At 65.2% G+C, this 16,092-nt stretch carries 14 protein-coding genes; all 14 read left to right on the forward strand.

From position 1 onward, the window contains the following. Positions 1-109: 109 nt before the first annotated feature. The 14 genes from GJ699_RS10775 to GJ699_RS10840 all read left to right on the forward strand — a co-directional run bounded on the left by GJ699_RS10775 (position 110) and on the right by GJ699_RS10840 (position 16,078). On the forward strand, positions 110-886 hold the full coding sequence (locus GJ699_RS10775) for an ABC transporter permease (protein ID WP_154375977.1): 777 nt from the start codon (positions 110-112) through the stop codon (positions 884-886). A gap of 3 nt (positions 887-889) precedes the next feature. After that, complete coding sequence (locus GJ699_RS10780) at positions 890-1,741, forward strand: ABC transporter ATP-binding protein (protein ID WP_154375979.1); 852 nt, start codon at positions 890-892, stop codon at positions 1,739-1,741. A gap of 2 nt (positions 1,742-1,743) precedes the next feature. Then, the gene (locus GJ699_RS10785) at positions 1,744-2,982 is read left to right on the forward strand and encodes an acyl-CoA dehydrogenase family protein (RefSeq protein WP_154375981.1); all 1,239 of its coding nucleotides are present in this window, start codon (positions 1,744-1,746) and stop codon (positions 2,980-2,982) included. After that, on the forward strand, positions 2,979-4,082 hold the full coding sequence (locus GJ699_RS10790; protein ID WP_154375983.1) for an LLM class flavin-dependent oxidoreductase: 1,104 nt from the start codon (positions 2,979-2,981) through the stop codon (positions 4,080-4,082). Before GJ699_RS10785 ends, GJ699_RS10790 begins: the two co-directional genes overlap by 4 nt. Before the next feature lie 13 nt (positions 4,083-4,095). Then, a complete protein-coding gene (locus GJ699_RS10795; protein WP_154375985.1) occupies positions 4,096-5,052 on the forward strand; it encodes a D-isomer specific 2-hydroxyacid dehydrogenase family protein in 957 nt (318 codons plus the stop codon). 13 nt (positions 5,053-5,065) lie between these two features. Continuing rightward, entirely contained in the window at positions 5,066-5,935 is an 870-nt protein-coding gene (locus GJ699_RS10800) for a class II aldolase/adducin family protein (RefSeq protein ID WP_154375987.1), read from the forward strand. 14 nt (positions 5,936-5,949) lie between these two features. After that, complete coding sequence (locus GJ699_RS10805) at positions 5,950-6,780, forward strand: TonB family protein (protein WP_154375989.1); 831 nt, start codon at positions 5,950-5,952, stop codon at positions 6,778-6,780. Between the two features lie 12 nt (positions 6,781-6,792). Next, the gene (locus tag GJ699_RS10810; protein WP_154375991.1) at positions 6,793-7,578 is read left to right on the forward strand and encodes a MotA/TolQ/ExbB proton channel family protein; all 786 of its coding nucleotides are present in this window, start codon (positions 6,793-6,795) and stop codon (positions 7,576-7,578) included. Between the two features lies 1 nt (position 7,579). Next, positions 7,580-8,002: a protein TolR gene (gene tolR, locus GJ699_RS10815; protein WP_154375993.1), complete on the forward strand. Its 423-nt coding sequence runs from the start codon at positions 7,580-7,582 to the stop codon at positions 8,000-8,002. 23 nt (positions 8,003-8,025) lie between these two features. After that, entirely contained in the window at positions 8,026-9,018 is a 993-nt protein-coding gene (locus tag GJ699_RS10820) for an ABC transporter substrate-binding protein (protein WP_154375995.1), read from the forward strand. A gap of 64 nt (positions 9,019-9,082) precedes the next feature. Continuing rightward, positions 9,083-11,539, forward strand: a complete 2,457-nt coding sequence (locus GJ699_RS10825) for a TonB-dependent receptor plug domain-containing protein (RefSeq protein WP_229262059.1) — start codon at positions 9,083-9,085, stop codon at positions 11,537-11,539. Continuing rightward, on the forward strand, positions 11,529-12,566 hold the full coding sequence (locus GJ699_RS10830; protein ID WP_154375998.1) for an ABC transporter substrate-binding protein: 1,038 nt from the start codon (positions 11,529-11,531) through the stop codon (positions 12,564-12,566). Before GJ699_RS10825 ends, GJ699_RS10830 begins: the two co-directional genes overlap by 11 nt. 24 nt (positions 12,567-12,590) lie before the next feature. Further along, on the forward strand, positions 12,591-13,919 hold the full coding sequence (locus tag GJ699_RS10835) for an LLM class flavin-dependent oxidoreductase (protein WP_154376000.1): 1,329 nt from the start codon (positions 12,591-12,593) through the stop codon (positions 13,917-13,919). 575 nt (positions 13,920-14,494) lie between these two features. After that, positions 14,495-16,078: a rhodanese-related sulfurtransferase gene (locus GJ699_RS10840; RefSeq protein ID WP_371867545.1), complete on the forward strand. Its 1,584-nt coding sequence runs from the start codon at positions 14,495-14,497 to the stop codon at positions 16,076-16,078. The last annotated feature ends 14 nt before the right edge of the window (positions 16,079-16,092 follow it).

A 16,092-nucleotide genomic window follows, 5' to 3' on the forward strand; every position in this document is an offset into this window, starting at 1 on the left:
GCGACAAAATTATTCCTGAAAATCATATATCATTAGTTGAAACGATTAGTTTTATCATAATCATTTGCTCCCTATACTAGCTTTTAACAGCTTGAATAGGGATGCAAACATGTCGGTTTCAACGCTTCATCTACAAGTCTTCCGCCGCGCCATCGGCCCTCTGGTGCTGTTGGCTCTGTGGGAGACCGCCTCCCGCACCGGCATCCTGCCGGAACGTATCCTGGCGGCGCCTTCGCAGATTTTCATCACCCTCGGCGAGTTGATCGCTTCCGGCGAAATCGGCAGCAATGTGCTGGTGTCGCTGCAGCGCGTGCTGACCGGCCTGGGAGTGTCGCTGGTGCTGGGCACCGCGCTGGCACTGGTGGCCGGCCTGTCGCGCCAGGGCGAAGTGGCGATCGACTCGTCGATGCAGATGGCGCGCACCGTGCCTTTCCTCGGCCTGGTGCCGCTGTTTATCCTGTGGTTCGGCATCGGTGAATTCACCAAGATCGCGCTGATCGCCTACGCCACCACCTTCCCGATGTATCTGACGCTGTACAGCGGCATACGTGGCATCGACGCCAAGCTGGTGGAAGCGGCGCGTTTGTTTGGCCTCAGCTATCCACAGCAGATCGTGCACGTGATCCTGCCCGGCGCCTTGCCCTCGTTCCTGATTGGCCTGCGCTACTCGCTGGGTGTCAGCTGGCTGTCGCTGGTGGTGGTGGAGCAGATCAACGCCACCGCCGGTCTGGGCTACCTGATCAACAACGCCCGCGACTTCATGCGCACCGACGTCATCGTGGTCTGCCTGATCGTCTACAGCCTGCTGGGACTCGCCACCGACCTGCTGGTGCGCGGCATCGAACACTATGCGCTGGCATGGCGCCCGACCTTCATCAAGGAATAAAGCATGACGACGTTCTCCCTTAACCTCGGCAGCGTCAAGGCACGCCACGAAGACGCGGTCGACGCGCCGGCACTGCCACGCAGCCCGGTACAGGCGCGCCAGCTGAGCAAGCGCTTCGGCGCCAACACCATCCTCGACAACCTGGACCTGGAAATCCGCGCCGGCGAATTCGTCGCGCTGCTGGGCCGCAGCGGCTCCGGCAAGACCACGTTGCTGCGCGCACTGGCTGGGCTGGACCGCATCAGCTCCGGCACGCTGGAAGTGCCACAGGCCCGCGCCGCCGTGTTCCAGGAGCCGCGCCTGATGCCGTGGAAGCGCGCCTGGCGCAACGTCACGCTCGGCCTGAAGATTGACCATCCGCGTCAGCGCGCACTGGCCGCGCTGGAAGAGGTGGGACTGGCGCACCGCGAAAACGCCTGGCCAGCCACGCTGTCCGGCGGCGAGGCACAACGCGTGGCGCTGGCCCGCGCCCTGGTGCGCGAGCCGCAACTGCTGCTGTTGGACGAACCATTTGCCGCGCTGGATGCGCTGACCCGCATCCGCATGCACCAGCTGATTTTGTCGCTGTGGCGCCAGCATCGTCCGTCGGTGCTGCTGGTGACGCACGACGTCGACGAAGCCGTGCTGCTGGCCGACCGCGTGCTGGTGCTGGAACAAGGCCGCATCGCCGCCGACATCGCCATTACCCAGCAGCGCCCGCGCAGCGCCGACGCGCCACGCTTCCAGCAAGTGCGCGCACAACTGCTGCAGCTGCTGGGCGTGGAGCTCGATACGCCGGCCTCCGCGCAACCGGAAACGCCCGCCGCACCCGCGCCGATCATCACGCCGTTCAACTTCAGTAACTTCTCGATCTGACCATGACTTCTGTCCTCCGACTGCCTACCGCAGAACACAGCCACCAGCTGGACAGCGCGGAATTCGCCGCCTTGCTGGAGCAACTGAGCGCCGAATTCGCCGCCACCGCCGAACAGTACGACCGCGACGGCAGCTTCCCGCACCGGAACTTCGAACGCCTGCATGAACTGGGCCTGCTCGGCCTGACCGTGCCGCGTGCGCTGGGCGGCCTGGGTGCCAATCTGGCGCAGACCACCCGCGTGATCGCCGCCGTCGCCCGTGGCGAGCCATCGACCGCGCTGGTGCTGGTGATGCAGTATCTGCACCACGCCTCGGGTCGCGGCAACAAATGGCCGCAGCATCTGCTGCAGCGCGTGAACGAAGAAACGCTGCGTGACGGTGCCCTGATTAACGCGCTGCGCGTCGAGCCGGAACTGGGCACGCCGGCACGCGGCGGCCTGCCGGGCACCATCGCCCGCCGCACGCCCGAGGGCTGGCGCATCAGCGGCACCAAGATTTACTCGACCGGCATCCCGCGCCTGACCTGGCTGGCGGTGTGGGCGCGCAGCGACGATGCCGAGCCGCTGGTCGGCAGCTGGCTGGTACACCGCGATACACCTGGCATCACCATCAACGAAAGCTGGGACCATCTCGGCATGCGCGCCACCGGCAGCCACGAAGTGGTGTTTGACGACGTGCTGGTGCCGCTGGATCACGCGGTGGACGTCAACCCGGCCGGCAGCTCACCCGAATTGGACGCCTCGCTGCTGCTGTGGATGTCCGTACTGTTATCCGCCATCTACGACGGCGTGGCGCGCAATGCGCGCGACTGGCTGGCGACCTGGCTTGAAGAACGCGTGCCGGCCAATCTGGGCGCACCCCTGGCCAGCCTGCCGCGCTTTCAGGAGGCGCTGGGCCAATTGGACGCCTGGTTGTTCTCCAACCGCGTGCTGCTGGACGCCGCCGCCAATGGCGCTGTGCCGCCGCAAGACGCGTTCCGCATCAAATACCTGGTCACCAACACCGCGATCCAGGTTGTGGAAAAGGCGATTGAACTGAGCGGCAATCCCGGCCTGTCGCGCGCCAATCCGCTGGAACGCTATTACCGCGACGTGCTGTGCAGCCGCATCCACACGCCGCAAAACGACACGATTTTGACCAACAGCGGATGCGCCGCCTTCGCCGCGCGTGCCGCAGCCCGTAAAGCTTCCACCTCCGGCGTCGCCGGCATTTCCAACATCACTGCAAAGGACGCATCATGAGTATCGAATTTATCGGCTTTAGCGCCACCCAGGAAACCAGCGAAACCGTTCTGCCGCAAGGACCGGTCGTCAACAAAGCCTTCCTCGGCGCGGTGGCCCGCGCCCACGAATACGCCGGCTTCGACCGCGTGCTGGTGGCGCACAGCAGCGCCTCGGTGGACGGCTTCCAGGTGGCATCCTACATCGCCTCGCAGACCGACAAGCTGGGCATCCTGCTGGCGCACCGTCCGGGCTTTGTGGCGCCAACGCTGGCGGCGCGCCAGTTCGCCACGCTGGACCACTTCAGCGACGGCCGCCTGGCGGTCCACATCATCAGCGGCGGCGACGACACCGAACAGCAGCGCGACGGCGACTTCCTCGATCACGATCAACGCTACCAGCGCACCGACGAATACCTGGACGTGGTGAAGAAGACCTGGACTTCGGAAGGTCCGTTCGACCACGATGGTCCGCTGTACCACTTCAAAGGCCAGAACGCCGGCGTGCGCCCGGTGCGCGACCAGCATATCCCGACTTACTTCGGCGGCTCGTCCGACGCCGCGATTGAAGTCGCCGGCAAGCACGCCGACGTCTACGCGCTGTGGGGCGAATCGCTGGCGCAGGTGGCCGACACCATCGCCCGCGTGCGCACCGCCGCCGCCAAGCATGGCCGCGCCGACAAGATTCGTTTCAGCCTGTCGCTGCGTCCCGTGCTGGCCGAGACCGAGGAAAAGGCATGGGCCAAGGCCGACGCCATCCTGGCCACCGCCACCGAGCGCGTGAAGCAGAACGTCCACTTCAGCAAGCGTCCGACCGAACCGCAAAACGTCGGCGCCAAGCGCCTGCTGGAAACCGCCGCCCAAGGCAAGGTGGTGGATGAACGGCTGTGGACCGGCATCGCCGCGCTGACCAAGGCGTCCGGCAATTCGACCGGCCTGGTAGGCACGCCGGAGCAGGTGCGCGATGCGCTGGTCAAGTACTGGGAAATCGGCGTGACCACCTTCCTGATTCGCGGCTTCGATCCGATTCAGGACGCGCTGCAGTACGGCCGCGAACTGATTCCGCTGGTGCGCGCGGCTATCGCCGAACGCGAAGCGCAGGACAAACGACTGGCGGCATAACGGAGCAGAGGCGATGAGCGCAGTGAAGAATGATTTGATCGTAGCCAGTCAGTTCGACCCCAAGGTCAATGCCTTGCTGGCACAGCGCACCGGCCTGGCGGTGCGCGACGTGGCGCCGGGGCCATTGACCGAACTGCCGGTTGGCGCGGACGTGCTGTTCGCGTTGCCGGCGCCGAAAGGGCAGACGCTGAAGGAAACGCCGGCGCCACGCGGCTGGAGCGATGTCCGTTGGGTGCAACTGGCTTCGGTCGGTATCGACTACTACCCGGACTGGCTGTTCGACGGCCCGGTGGTGACGTCGGCGCGCGGGACGGCATCGATCGCCATCGCCGAATACGTGCTGGCGGCGATCTTCACCGCCGCCAAGCGTGTCCCTGAGATCTGGCTGGGACAGGCCAGCGACTGGCGCCGCATCCAGCTTGGGCTGGTGGACGGCACCACGCTGGGCCTGTACGGCTTTGGCTCCATTGGCCAGGCGCTGGCGCAGCGCGCGCTGGCGCTGGGCATCAAGGTGGTGGCGCTGCGCCGCTCGGATGCGCCGTTCGAGGTGCCCGGAGTGGAGCGTGTGGATACGCTGGAGCAGTTGGTGGCGCGTTCGGACCATCTGGTACTGGCTGCGCCATCGACGCCGGATACGCGCCATGCGATCAACCGCGCCACGCTGGCCCACGCCAAGCCGAATCTGCACCTGATTAACATCGCGCGCGGCAACCTGATCGACCATCAGGCATTGCTGGACGCGGTGGACGAGGGCCGCATCGCGCTGGCCACGCTGGACGTGACCGATCCCGAGCCGCTGCCGGCGGGGCATGCGCTCTACGGCCATCCGCGTGTGCGCCTGTCACCGCATATTTCACCCAGCACCGACCAGATCGTGCCCGCGCTGATCGACAAGTTTGTGCTGAACCTGGACCGCTTCCGCAGCGGACAACCATTGACCGACGTGGTGGATACCGCGCGCGGCTACTGATAGAGGATTCCATATGAGCAGCTCTGCACCACTGTATTCCGCGCCGCTGTCGCGCCCCCATTTGCGCGCGGTCGGCAAGCAGTACCCGCGTCCCGCCATCTACAGCGCGCCGCGCGATGAGAATGGCAATATCATTTTCGCGCGTCCGCCGGAGCCGGAAGGCTTTGAAGCGCAGCGTCAGCACCGCAAGGAGCGGCTGGCGGTGTCGTTCCGGCTGTTCGCCCGCTACGGCTTCGACATGGGCGGCGCCGGCCATATCACCGCGCGCGATCCGGAATTCCCGGATCACTTCTGGGTCAATCCGGCCGGTGTCTACTTCGGCCATATCCGTGCCTCGGACCTGCTGCTGGTCAGCCATGAGGGCAAGATCGTTGAAGGCGACGGCCTGCTGAACCGCGCGGCGTTTGCGATTCACTCCGAGCTGCACAAGGCGCGTCCGGACGTGATCGCGGCGGCGCACTCGCATGGCTTGTACGGCAAAGCGTTTGCCGCGCAGGGCCGTTTGCTCGACCCGCTGACGCAGGATTCCTGCGCTTTCTATGAAGATCACGCGATCTTCCAGGATTTCAGCGGTGTGGTGCTGGATGCCAGCGAAGGTCAGCGCATCGCCGAGACGCTCGGCCATCGCAAGGCGGTGATCCTGCAGAACCACGGCCTGCTGACGGTGGGCGAGTCGGTGGAGTCGGCGGTGTGGCGTTACATCGCGTTCGAGAACGCGGCGCATGCGCAGCTGCTGTCCGAGGCGGCCGGCCCGACCAAGCCGATTCCGCATGACGTGGCGCTGCATACCTCCAAGCAGATGGGTTCCGAGGCCGGCGGCTGGTTCAGCTTCCAGCCGCTGTGGGATGTCATCACGCGCGAAGAGCCGGATTCTTTAGACTGACAGGGAGAGCGACCATGTCCACCGCCACCATCACCGCCTCCAGCCGCGCCGCCAGTGCCGGCGCCTCGACCGTCCCCGCCGGGCGCGATACCGGCGTCAATGCGCTGGCCGCCTACGGCGCTGGCTTCGCCACGTCCTACCTCGGCGCCGGCAGCGGTCCGCAATGGTGGCGTCGTCCTGGCGCCACCGGCACGCTGCTGATCCATGGCGCGGCATTGCTGGCGGTGTTGGGCTGGTCCACCGGCGTCGTCAAGCCGCCGCTGACGCCACCGGTGGTGGAACTGATCCGCATCCTGCCCGAACCCAAGCAGATCACGCCGCCGAAGCCGGAACCGGTGAAGGACAAGGTTACGCTGAGCGCCCCCAAACCCGTCGCCCAGCCGCTGCCGCAACCGAAAACCGTGGACGCGCCGGCCGCCAAGGCAGAAACCTATACGCCTCCGGCGCCACCAGTGCAAGCCGCGCCACCCGGCCCGGTCACGCCGGCAGCACCGGCCCCGGCACCGGCCGCACCGTCAGCGCCGCCGGCCGCCGTCGCACCCAAGCAAATCAGCACCGAAGGCATCCCCACCGACTACGTCAACCAGGTGTATGCCCGCATCAACCGCAACGCCGACTACCCGCGCGAAGCCAAGATGCGCCGCCAGCAGGGCAAGGTCGGCTACCGCCTGACCCTCAACCCCGATGGCTCGCTGGTCTCGTTCGATATCCAGTCCTCCGGCGTGGAAGCGCTGGACGAAGCGGCGCGCGACGCCATCCGCCGCGCCGCACCTTTCCCGCGCCTGCCCGATCTGGGCGGCAGCAGCTATCTGCTGGCCGGGAACATCGTCTTCAAAATTAACTGAAAAGGAAACGCCATGAGTGCCACCGCCCATCTGACGCCGCTGGAATTGTTTGAACAGGCCGACGTCATCGTCAAATCCATTCTGGTCCTGTTAACCATCGCCTCGCTGGTTAGCTGGGGCGTCATCATCGACAAACTGGTGCGCTTCGCCCGCCTGCGCCGCAACGCCGTGCACTGGACCGCCGCACTGGCGGGACAGCGCTCGCTGGCCAAACTGACGCAGCAGCTGAAACAGCATGCGCAAGATCCGTTTGCCCGCATCTACCACGCCATCGTCGACGAATGGCACGTCACGCACCGACTGCACCTGCACACCAGCGACTCAGGCCGCGACAGTCTCAAAGAACGCATCAACCGCGTTGGCCAGATCGCCAGCAATGTCGAAGTAGAGCAGTTGCAGCGCGGCCTGTCGATACTGGCCACGGTTGGTTCGGTGGCGCCGTTCGTCGGCCTGTTCGGCACCGTGTGGGGCATCATGAACGCCTTCCAGGGCATCGCGGCCAGTAACAACACCAGCCTGGCCGTGGTTGCGCCGGGCATCGCCGAAGCGTTGTTCGCCACCGCGCTTGGCCTGGTGGCCGCGATCCCCGCCGTAGTGGCCTACAACCGCGCCTCCGGTGATTTGAACAACTACGCCGGCCGCCTGTCTACGCTGGTCGGCCTGGTGGAAGTGCAGTTGTCGCGTCAACTGGAAGCAGGGGAGTCGCAACTGGAAGACGTGGTCACGACCAACGCAGCGCCGGCCCATGCCGAGCGCGCAGGCCACAACGTAACCTCGCTGTCGACACAGGGAGCCTGACATGGGCGTGCGCTTATCCTCCGGCCCTGTGAGCCGTCCAACCCCGGTCAGCGACATCAACGTCACGCCGCTGGTTGACGTCATGCTGGTGCTGCTGATCGTCTTCATGGTGGCGGCGCCGATGATGACCGCCGGCGTCAAGGTCGATCTGCCGACCTCCAACGCCAAGCCGCTGCAGGAGCCCAAGCCACCGATCGTGGTCAGCATCGACGCCGAAGGCACGGTCTACGTCAACCAGACCGCGTCCACGCCGGACACGCTGCTGGCGCTGATGGCGAAGGAAGCGGACGGTGACAAGGAGCGCCGCATCCACCTGCGCGGCGACCAGGCGCTGGCCTACGGCCGCATCGTCAAGACCATGGGCGCGCTGAACGATGCCGGCTACGCCCGCATCGCGCTGGTCTCGGAAGCCCCCACGAACTAAATCACTTTAAAACAGGCTGCAAAATGAATTCGATCACTTCGAAGGGCGGCGCTCGCCGCCAATTTCTGAAAACCGCCGCCGGCGCTGCCGCACTGGTGGCCGGCTGGAGCAACGCCACCCGCGCCCATGCGGCGCAACTGCGCGACACCACGCTGCGCGTCGGCACCTACAAGGGCGGCGACAGCTACTACTTCAACGAAGCCGGCGTGGCCGACATTCCGTACAAAACGGCGCTGGCCGAATTCGCCGGCGGGAACCTGATCGTGGAAGCCATGTCCTCCGGCACGCTGGATTTTGGTGGCATGAGCGAGATTCCGCCGATCTTCGCGGCGGCCGGTAACGCGCCGCTGAAGGTGATCGCGGTGCTGCGCGGCGACGTCAATAACCAGGTGGTGCTGGTGCCGAAGAATTCCACCATCACCAATCCGGCGCAGTTCAAGGGCAAGCGTATCGGCTACGTGCGCTCCACCACCTCGCACTACTTCCTGATCCAGCTGCTGAAGGAGAACGGCCTGACCTTCAAGGATATTGAACCGGTGGCGCTGCTGCCGCAGGATGGCCTGGCCGCGTTCAAGAGCGGCCAGCTGGATGCCTGGGTGATCTACGGCCTGGTGGTGGAATTCGCCAAGAGCCAGGGCGCGCGCGTGCTGCGCACCGCCAAGGGCTATTTGTCGGGTAACTACGTCATCAGCGCCTCGACTACCGCGATTGCCGATCCGGTCAAGCACCAGGCGGTGGGCGACTACCTGCAGCGGGTGGCCAAGGTCTATGACTGGATCAACCGCAATCCTGAAAAGTGGGCCACCCGCAGCGGCCAGATCGCAGGTGTGCCGCCGGAGTATTTCCTGAATCAAGTGAAGAACCGCAGCGAGCCATACAAGCTGATACCGGTGGACGACGCAGCGATTCAATCGCAACAAAAAGTGGCGGACGTATTTGCCGATGCGGGCCTGCTGGCGCGCCGCGTTGACGTACGTCCGCTGTGGGACAAGAGCTTTGCCAAATATTTAGCCTGAAAATCCAGGTAAATTCACACGAGGGAGAAGATCAATAATGCAGCATTATTCGAAAAAGATCGCATTGACGCCAATAAGTCTGGCACTGCTGGCCATTCCGGCATGGGCACAGACCAACGTGGGACAGGTGCAGGATGTGGTGGTAACGACCGCAGTGCGCGGCGAAGCGCGTACCGTAGCGGACAGCCCGGCACCGGTGGACGTCATCAGCGGCGAGCAGCTGATTCATACCGGCCGCGCTGAGCTGGCCGAGGCGCTGGCGCGCCTGCTGCCGTCGTTTAACTTCGGCACCAACCAGGCCGGCGTGAACTCGGTGGTGCGGCCGGTGAGCAATCGCGGTCTTGGCCCGGCCTACACGCTGGTGCTGGTGAACGGCAAGCGCCGCCACAACGCTGCGCTGCTGACCAACGGCGGCGGCGACACCAGTGGCGTCAATGCCATCGATCTGGACACGATTCCGCTCAGCGCCATCGACCACATCGAGGTGTTGAAGGATAGCGCCGCCGCGCAATACGGCTCGGACGCGGTGGCTGGCGTGGTCAACGTGATTCTCAAAACCGGCAACCATGGCGGTGAAATCTCTGCCGGTTACGGCAAGCTGAAAGAGGGCAGCGGCGATCTGTCGAACAAGAAGATCGAAGGCGATGTCGGCTTCACGCTGGGTGAAGATGGCTTCGTCCACGTCGGCCTGGCGGCTCGCAAGCGCGGCCAGGACTGGTACAACTTCCCATCGACCAATCTGGTGGCGTATTCGCCAGCCTCGAATCCGAAGAACGCGACCTGGAACCGCGATGGCGCGCATAACGGCGACCCAGGCATTGAAGCCTACGATGTCGCCTTCAACGCCGAGAAGCCCTACAACGCCGATATCACGCTGTACGCGTTCGGCACCGCCGGCACTCGCAACACGGTCGCCGGGAATAACTTCCGTCGTCCCAACGGCCTGGCGACCATCTCGCAGATTTTCCCGGACGGGTACTTCGCGATCAATAACATGAGCGCCTACGACTATCAACTGAACGTGGGCGCGCGCGGCAAAACCGCCGGTTGGAACTGGGATCTGAGCACAGGCTATGGCCGCAACCGCGCCCGCCAGTACAGCAACCTGACCATCAATCCGTCACTGGGGCCATCGTCGCCGACCAGTTTCGATAATCTCGCCACCTATCAGTTCGAGCAGTGGACCACCAACGAGGACTTCACCCGCGCGGTCGATATCGGCTGGAAGAAGCCGCTGCAATGGTCGTGGGGTCTGGAGCAGCGCGTCGAACGCTTCTCGACCTTTGCCGGCGATCCGCTGGGGTACATCAACGGTGGCTACATCTTCAAGGCCGGCGACCAGGCGGGCGATCCCAACGTCGGCAAACCGGCGGCGGTGGGCGCGCAGGCCGGCGTGGCGCTGTCGCCGTCCGATGCCACCAGCATCCGCCGCACGGTGCTGGCGGTGTACAACGATCTGGGCTTCTATCCAACCGAGGACTGGTTCGTGGATGGCGCGGTGCGCTTTGAGCATTACGATGACAGCGCTGGCAACACGGCCAGTGGCAAGATCAACAGCCGTTATGACTTCACGCCGAAAGTCGCCATTCGCGGCACGGTGGGCAGCGGGTTCCGCGCGCCGTCGCTGACGCAGATCGGTTATTCGCAGACCGACAACCGTACCAACATCAATCCGGTGACGGGCGAGGTTGGGCCTAGCCTGTCCAAGCTGCTGCGCAATAACTCGGCGCTGGCGCGCCAGTTCGGCGCCAAGGATCTGGAGCCTGAGAAGTCGGTCAACTTCGGTCTGGGCATTGTGCTGAAGCCGGCGGATAACGTGAACATCACACTGGACGGCTATCAGGTGGCGGTGAAGGACCGCATCGTCCGCACCGGCTATATGTTCGGCCCGGCGTTTGCGCCGGCGCTGATCGCGGCTGGTCTGACCGGCACCGAGTGGATTCAATACTTCGCCAACGCGGTCGATACCCGCACCCGTGGCGCCGACCTGGTAAGCGACATCACCAGCGACTACGGCCGCTTTGGCCTGGTGCGCTGGGGCGCGGCGCTGAACTACAACAAGACTACGATTACCCGCATCGCAGCCACGCCATCGCAGATTACGTCGCTGGGCACCAATACCGGCGGCAGTTCGGTGTGGTTCGGCTACACGGCCGGTGGCGGCATCGGCGATCTGACGGCGACGCCGAAGACCAAGCTGATATTGTCGGCGCGCTGGTTCTTCGGTGATCTGGAAGCGAATCTGCAGACCACGCGCTATGACAAGTACACCTGGCAGACCACCGCCAATCGCGCGCAGGATTATCACTTCGGCGCCAAGTGGCTGACCGATCTGGATCTCAGCTATGCGGTGACCAAGAAGGTCAAACTGGTGGTCGGCGCGGCCAACGTGTTCAATACGAAGCCGGACAAGAATGGCCCCGGCGACGCCAATACTGGCGTGAGCGCGTATTACTACGGTCCGGCGCCGTTTGCGCCTAGCGGTGCTTACTACTACGGCAAGGTGACGTATGTATTCTGATCCGGATCGCATCCGCCGCCGTCTGCTGGCGATGCTGCCGGCGGCCGCGCTGCTCGGCGCTTGCGGCAAGTCCGCAGCGCCGGGGGCCGGCAGCGCATCGGCCATCGCGAGCGCCGGCAACGGCGCCGGCCTGGCCGGCACACCCGACCTGTCGAAAGTCACACTGGTGCTGGGCGACCAGGTGCGCCTGCTGCAGACCAAGGCGGAAGCGGCCGGCGTGCTGAAAGACCTGCCATACAAAATCCAGTGGGCCAGCTTCCAGGGCGCGGCACCGCTGTTTGAAGCCGTGGTCTCCGGCGACGTCGACACCGCGATGGCGGCCGACACGCCGGCGCTGGCAGCGGCGGCAGGCGGCGCGCGCGTGAAAGTGGTGGCAGCCAGCGTCTCCTCGCCGGTCGGCGTGGCGATCCTGGTGCCGCCCAACTCGCCGATCAAGACCGTGGCCGATCTGCGCGGCCGCAACGTCATCGTCTCGTCCGCGCGCGGCAGCGTCTCGCACTTCCTGCTGTTTGGCGCCCTGCGCGAAGCCGGCCTGAAACCGGATGACGTCAACACCGGCTTCATGCTGCCCAGCGATGCCGCCGTCGCCTTCTCCAGCGGGAAGGTCGAAGCCTGGGCCACCTTCGGCACCTACCAGGCCGCCGCCGAACTGCGTGGCGCCCGCGTGCTGCGCGACGGCGTCGGCATCAACTCCGGCATCGGCGTGATTGCCGCCTCGGACGCCGCGCTAGCCGATGCCGGCAAGCGCGCCGCCCTGGCCGACGTGCTGCAACGGCTGGCGCAATCCAACGTCTGGGCCAACGCCCATCCCAAGGAATACACCGACGTATTCCAGCGCCTGACCGGCCTGCCGCCCGAAGTGGCGTCGCTGGTGGTCAGCCGCGACAAGCCGCAACTGCGCGCGGTCGACGGTGACATCGTCCGCCAATTGCAACTGGTGGCCGACACCTTCTACGAAGCCAAATTATTCCCGCGCCGGGTAGACGCGAGCAAGCTGGTGGACCCCAGCCTGTTCCGCCCAGCCTGACCTCATACCTAAAGGAGCATCATCATGAGCACTCGACAACTGAAACTCGGCTTCATCCTGCACGGCGTAGGCCCAGGCTGGGGCGACTGGCGCCATCCCGAGGCCGACCCCACCGCCAGCACCAATATCGACTTCTACCTGCGTCAGGCCAAACTGGCGGAGCAGGCCAAGTTCGACTTCCTGTTCGTCGCCGACAGTGTGCACATTACCGAGAAATCCAGCCCGCATTATCTGAACCGCTTCGAGCCGCTCACCATCCTTTCCGCCGTGGCCACGCACACCAAGAACATTGGCCTGGTCGGCACGCTGACCGTCAGCTACAGCGAACCATATACCGTGGCGCGCCAGTTCGCGTCGCTGGACCACATCAGCAAGGGCCGCGCCGGCTGGAACGTGGTGACTTCGTGGCTGTCCGGCAGCGCCGAGAACTACGGCAAGCCATCGCATCCGCCGCACGAAGTGCGCTACCGCATCGCCGCCGAGCACCTGGAAACCGTGCAGGGTTTGTGGGATTCGTGGGAAGACGACGCGCTGGTGCGCGACAAGCAAAGCGGCCAGTTCTTCGATCCGGCCAAGCTGCATACGCTGAACCACAAGGGCGAGTTCTTCTCGGTGCGAGGCCCGCTGAACATCAGCCGCTCGTCGCAGGGACAGCCGGTGATCTTCCAGGCCGGCGCATCGGAAGATGGCCGCAACTTCTCGGCGCGCTACGCCGACGCCTTCTTCACCGAGAACTCGTCGCTCGAAGCGTCGCAAACCTACTATGCCGACATCAAGCGCCGTGCCGCTGCCTTTGGCCGCGCGCCGGAACGCCTGAACGTGCTGCCGGCGCTGCGCGCCATCGTCGGCCGCGACGAGCAGGAAGTGGAGCGCCTGTTCCAGGAAGCGGTAGGCCTGATCCGCATTGAAGACGCGCTGGTGGCACTGGCCCGCTCCTTCAACGAGCATGACCTGACCCAGTATCCGCTGGACGGCCCGTTCCCGGACATCGCCCAATACGGCGCCGACAGCAACCGCAGCTCGTCCGAACGCATTGCCCGCACCGCGCGCGAAGAGAACCTGACGCTGCGCCAGACCGCGCTGCGCTACGCCAGTCCGCGCCGTGAATTCGTCGGCACCGGCGTGCAGGTCGCGGACGCGATTCAGCGCTGGTTCGAGAACGGCGCCGCCGATGGCTTCATCCTGTTTGAATCGCTGCCGCGCCAGCTGGACGCCTTCGTGGCCGAGGTGGTGCCGGTGCTGCAGCAGCGCGGCCTGTTCCGGACCGAGTATGAACACAGCACGCTGCGTGGTAATCTTGGTTTGGACGTACCTGAAAATCGTAACACCGCAGCACGCCGCCAGGCTGCGTAAGGAGGAGACACATGAGCGAGGTACAACAATCCGATCTGCCGCCGCGTCTGCGGCATTTCGTCAACCAGCTGGAAAGCGTGATTGGCGCCGACGAGGCGGCGGTGATCGAGCAGGGCGCAAGTTTCCTGCGCGAGCTGCTGTCGCACGACGACTGGCTGCCGGCGGAGGCGGCCGCGCCGCATCCGCAGTTTTATCGTCAGTATTTGCTGTACCGCGATCCGGCGGCACGCTTTTCGGTGGTGAGCTTTGTTTGGGGACCGGGCCAGTTCACGCCTATCCATGACCACACGGTCTGGGGTTTGGTCGGCTTGCTGCGCGGCGCCGAAATCTCGCACGATTTCCGCCGCAAGCCGGATGGCACGCTGGAACGTCACGGCGAACCGCAGCGGCTGGAGACCGGCACCGTGGTCGCGGTATCGCCCACGCTGGGCGACATCCACCAGGTCTACAACGCTTACAGCGACCGTGTCTCGATCGGCATCCACGTGTATGGCGCCGATATTGGCGCGGTGGACCGTCATGTGTTCACGCTGGATGGGCAGGTCAAGCCGTTCCGCTCAGGCTACGCGCCACAGATCCCGTACCGCAGCTACGAGCAGGTGAGGGCGGAACTGCTGGCCGGCCGCGAGATCGCGCTGCTGGACGTGCGCGAAGAAGATCCGCATGCGCAGGCGCATCCGCTGTTCGCCGCCAACTTCCCATATAACCGCATCGAGATCGATGCCTACACCAAGCTGCCGCGCCGCGATGTGCCGATCGTGGTGCTGGACGATGGCGAAGGCTTGGCGCTGCCGTCGGCGCTGCGCTTGCACCAACTGGGCTACACCGACGTCGCGCTGCTGGAAGGCGGCGTGTCCGGCTGGCGTGCTGCCGGTGGCGAATTGTTCCGCGATGTGAATGTGCCCAGCAAAGCGTTTGGCGAATTGGTGGAGCATGAACGCCATACGCCATCGCTGTCGGCGCCGGAAGTGAAGGCGCTGATCGACCAGGGCGAGAACATCGTCATCCTTGACGCGCGCCGTTACGACGAATACCAGACCATGAGCATCCCCGGCAGCATCAGCGTGCCGGGCGCGGAGCTGGCCCTGCGCGCGCGCGAGCTGGCGCCGGACCCCGCCACCCGCATCATCGTCAACTGTGCGGGACGCACGCGCAGCATCATCGGCACCCAGTCGCTGATTAACGCCGGCGTGCCGAATCCGGTATCGGCGCTGCGCAACGGCACCATTGGCTGGACGCTGGCCGAGCAGCAGCTGGAGCATGGCCAGTCGCGCAGCTATCCACCTGCTTCGGAAGCCAACCGCGCCACGGCGGCACGCGATGCGCGCGCGCTGGCCGACCGCGCCGGTGTACTGCGGTTGGATCGCGCGCAACTGGTGGCGTTGCGGGCGGACCGCACGCGTTCCAACTATCTGTTCGACATCCGCAGTCCCGGCGAGTATGGCGATGGCCATCTGCCGGGATTCCGCTCCGCGCCCGGCGGGCAGTTGGTGCAGGAGACCGAGCAGTTTGCGCCGGTACGCGGCGCCCGCATCGTGCTGGCCGACAGCGACGGCGTGCGCGCCAATCTCAGCGCACACTGGCTGCGGCAAATGAATCACGAGGTGTATGTGGTGGATGGCCTGCAAGCGTCTGACTTTAGCGAGACCGCGCCATGGAAGGACGAACTGGCGCCGGCGCCGGAAGCGGACGAGATCAGCGTCGACACGCTGGCCGAGTGGCTGGCTGACGCACCGCAGCAGGTGGCGCTGCTGGACTTCACCTCCGGTGTGAATTATCAGAAGCGGCATATTCCCGGCGCGTGGTTTGCGCTGCGTTCGCAGCTGGCGGCGGCGCTGGCGCAGTTGCCGGAAGGTGTGCAGCGTTATGTGCTTACCTGTGGCAGCAGTCTGCTGGCGCGCTATGTCGCGGCCGACCTGCGCACGCTGACCAAGCTGCCGATCCATGTGCTGACGGGCGGCACGGCGGCCTGGCTGGCCGCCAACAAGCCGGTGGAGACCGGGCCGACCCGATTGGCCTCGCCGCTGATCGACCGCTATCGCCGTCCCTACGAGGGCACCGACAATCGCGCCGAAGCGATGCAGGCGTATCTCGATTGGGAATTCGGTCTGGTGGCGCAGCTGGGCCGGGACGGCACCCACGGTTTCCGCGTGGCGTGATTGACAACGTTGCT

The organism is Duganella guangzhouensis, from assembly GCF_009674535.1.
Lineage (GTDB): Bacteria > Pseudomonadota > Gammaproteobacteria > Burkholderiales > Burkholderiaceae_D > Rugamonas > Rugamonas guangzhouensis.

Bases quoted from the DNA above. Each gene is read 5' to 3' on its own strand.
- GJ699_RS10795 (WP_154375985.1), top strand. From the start codon at position 4,096: ATGAGCGCAGTGAAGAATGATTTGATCGTAGCCAGTCAGTTCGACCCC.
- GJ699_RS10805 (WP_154375989.1), top strand. From the start codon at position 5,950: ATGTCCACCGCCACCATCACCGCCTCCAGCCGCGCCGCCAGTGCCGGC.
- GJ699_RS10820 (WP_154375995.1), top strand. From the start codon at position 8,026: ATGAATTCGATCACTTCGAAGGGCGGCGCTCGCCGCCAATTTCTGAAA.
- GJ699_RS10775 (WP_154375977.1), top strand. From the start codon at position 110: ATGTCGGTTTCAACGCTTCATCTACAAGTCTTCCGCCGCGCCATCGGC.
- GJ699_RS10835 (WP_154376000.1), top strand. From the start codon at position 12,591: ATGAGCACTCGACAACTGAAACTCGGCTTCATCCTGCACGGCGTAGGC.
- GJ699_RS10810 (WP_154375991.1), top strand. From the start codon at position 6,793: ATGAGTGCCACCGCCCATCTGACGCCGCTGGAATTGTTTGAACAGGCC.
- GJ699_RS10800 (WP_154375987.1), top strand. From the start codon at position 5,066: ATGAGCAGCTCTGCACCACTGTATTCCGCGCCGCTGTCGCGCCCCCAT.
- GJ699_RS10830 (WP_154375998.1), top strand. From the start codon at position 11,529: ATGTATTCTGATCCGGATCGCATCCGCCGCCGTCTGCTGGCGATGCTG.
- GJ699_RS10790 (WP_154375983.1), top strand. From the start codon at position 2,979: ATGAGTATCGAATTTATCGGCTTTAGCGCCACCCAGGAAACCAGCGAA.
- GJ699_RS10780 (WP_154375979.1), top strand. From the start codon at position 890: ATGACGACGTTCTCCCTTAACCTCGGCAGCGTCAAGGCACGCCACGAA.
- tolR (WP_154375993.1), top strand. From the start codon at position 7,580: ATGGGCGTGCGCTTATCCTCCGGCCCTGTGAGCCGTCCAACCCCGGTC.
- GJ699_RS10785 (WP_154375981.1), top strand. From the start codon at position 1,744: ATGACTTCTGTCCTCCGACTGCCTACCGCAGAACACAGCCACCAGCTG.